Genomic DNA, 1,722 nt, shown 5'->3' on the forward strand with positions numbered 1-1,722 from the left:
AAGTGATGGAGCTGCCTTGTTTAGCATATACTCCATTGGTTTTTCCATCGAATGACCCTTCGGATACTGTTATCGTGGAGTTATCATTTGCCAATATAGCTGTGTTTGCATTCGTGACGGTTACTTTATTTAAAGTCACAGAGCTTTTTTCGGCACTTATTCCCTTGTCAATAAAGCGTCCATCTTGGCTACTTGATATCGTTACATTTTCCAGCTTGTTTTCATCATTCTTACTATCATTGAAAACAGCACCCATTATAGACGCTGTAATAGAGCCATCGGTCATTTTAATGGTACCGCCGTTTGCTTGAAGAGCAATAATAGCATCTTTAATCGTAGTATTTTTATGTAATTCGATCTTGCTATTAGAACCATCAGCTTTTGCACCGATTCCGATACCATTTGCTGTTAGAGTAATATTCGAGACATCGATCTGTCCGCCATTTTCTGTATATACTGCTGCGGTTTTTCCATTCACAGTTCCTTCCACCATTGTAATTTTGGTTTCTGAACCTTCTGCATGAAGTCCATTGCCTTCAGATGATGTGAGTGTTACTTTTTCGTTTAAAGTAATGGTGCTGCCTTGTTTAGCATATACTCCATTCATTTTTCCATTAAATATTCCGCCAGAGACTTTTATCGTGGAGTTATCCTCTGCTAATATACCGTTGTTTGCTAAAGAAACAGCTGTGTTTTTCAAAGTGAGGTTGCTGTGGGTAGCATTTATTCCTTTGTCAATAAAGTGGTCATTTTTACCGCTTATAACCACAGTTGTTAGCTCGTTTTCACTACTACTGTTTTCAAAAGAAGCACCATTTTCAATAGCCGTAATGCTTCCTCCTGTCATTTTAATTTTAGCATTATCTTTGGCCTTAATACCTAAGTGAATATCAGAATCATTATCATTACTTTTAATAGTCGAACCGGTTAATGTAATTTCACTGTTATCGCCTTCAGCTTTTATAACATATGTATCTTTGTTCGTGTCTTTATTTCCGGTTATTGTTAATTTGTCACCAGTGATTTTTCCACCTGTTGTTGCACGAATAGTTTCATAAGTTTCTTGGGATTTTTTTTCTACTTTCCCATCAGTAATTTCGAGATTTTCAGCATATGCGTTGAAATGGGCGCTAAACAGCGTAACAGCTATCGCTGCTGTACAGAGTAACAGAGATTTTTTATACATTGATATTTTCCTAACTTATAAGCCCCACGCATTTCCTCCCCCGCTTATAAGAAGGATATTAAATGAATGGTTTTCCACTGTGAGATAAATAGATTGCTTTTATTCTCGTGTAAAGTATAAAAATAAAATTTATAATAAAACACATAATGATTTACCGTCTATCCAATAATATTAATTATTATGAAATAAATATAAAAATAAATTATAAATAAAAATTCTTAATGTAAGGAGGAACATGCATTCATTTTTCATTTTAAATAATAGTTAGGTTGAATTTTTTGTAGTTGTTGAGAGTTCCTTTTCAGCCTCAATTGAAGCGGAATTTGATGATAGCGGCAATGATTTAGAGATTTCTTCCAGTAACAGCGCGCTACAGGTGATCTTTGGCTATGAGAACAGCATCAGTGCATTTATGGGGTGTTTTGTTGTGGAATCGGTGATCAGTTGTGGGGGCAGTGATGGAGAAATCTTGCGTCTTTGTGGCAAAAGCGCCTCGATGCGTAAAGAACTCAAAGAACAGGGAAGCGAACATTTTG

At 35.9% G+C, this 1,722-nt stretch carries 2 pseudogenes; one reads left to right on the forward strand and one right to left on the reverse strand.

From position 1 onward, the window contains the following. A pseudogene (locus tag PVV65_RS09625) lies at positions 1 to 1,186 on the reverse strand (autotransporter outer membrane beta-barrel domain-containing protein); the annotation flags it as partial. 307 nt (positions 1,187 to 1,493) lie between these two features. Between PVV65_RS09625 and PVV65_RS09630 the strand changes: the two are divergent. Continuing rightward, positions 1,494 to 1,722, forward strand: a pseudogene (locus PVV65_RS09630) (late control protein); the annotation flags it as partial.

This window comes from Bartonella sp. ML70XJBT (genome assembly GCF_028618425.1).
GTDB lineage: Bacteria > Pseudomonadota > Alphaproteobacteria > Rhizobiales > Rhizobiaceae > Bartonella.